This is a genomic window from Nonomuraea sp. 10N515B, assembly GCF_052245915.1.
Classification (GTDB): domain Bacteria; phylum Actinomycetota; class Actinomycetes; order Streptosporangiales; family Streptosporangiaceae; genus Nonomuraea.
The window spans coordinates 1-669 of sequence record NZ_JBQQBQ010000223.1 but is presented as its reverse complement, the minus strand read 5'-3'; the positions used below and the strand labels follow the sequence as shown (position 1 = coordinate 669).

Below are 669 nucleotides of genomic sequence, written 5' to 3'. Positions count from 1 at the left end.
ACCGTCGAGGTCCTCGACCAGATCGGCCTGGTGGAAGACGACCGCATCCCAGCTTTCGAGTCCTGGCTGGAGCGCAGCCTCGCCGATCTGGCCCCGGCCATCCACGCCGAGGTCGAGCACTGGCTCCGAACCCTGCGAGAAGGTGGTCCCCGATCGCGGCCTCGCAGCCCTGAAACCGTGTGGGCCTACCTGCGCGCCGTGCGCCCCTCGCTGCTGACCTGGTCCGAACGCTATGACCACCTGCGGGAGGTGACTCGCGACGACATCCTCGCAGTAATCGACGCTCTCACCGGTCACGAGCGACATCACACGCTCAGCGTCCTGCGGTCTCTGTTTCGCCACTGCAAGAAGACCCGCACCATCTTCCGGGATCCCGCCGCTCGGCTGCGGGTCGGCGAGAAGCCCCGCAAAGTGGCCTTACCGCTGCAGGACGAGGAGATCGATGACGTGGTGAAGGTTGCCACCAAGCCCCTGGACCGGCTCGTCGTGGTGCTGTCAGCTGTCCATGCCGCTCGCCCGAAGATGATTCGTGAACTCCAACTCGACGACGTCGACCTCGGCAACCGGCGCCTCACCGTCGCCGGACGGACGCGGCCTCTGGACGACCTCACCCACCACATGCTCTGCGACTGGCTGGAGCACCGGCGCACCCGCTGGCCTAACACCGCC

1 protein-coding gene is annotated in these 669 nt (G+C 67.0%); it reads left to right on the top strand.

The window, feature by feature from the left end; all coding sequences use genetic code 11:
* Positions 1-177: 177 nt before the first annotated feature.
* Positions 178-669 (top strand): hypothetical protein (locus ACTWQA_RS59155; RefSeq protein ID WP_443167527.1); only part of this gene is annotated, 492 nt, incomplete at its 3' end.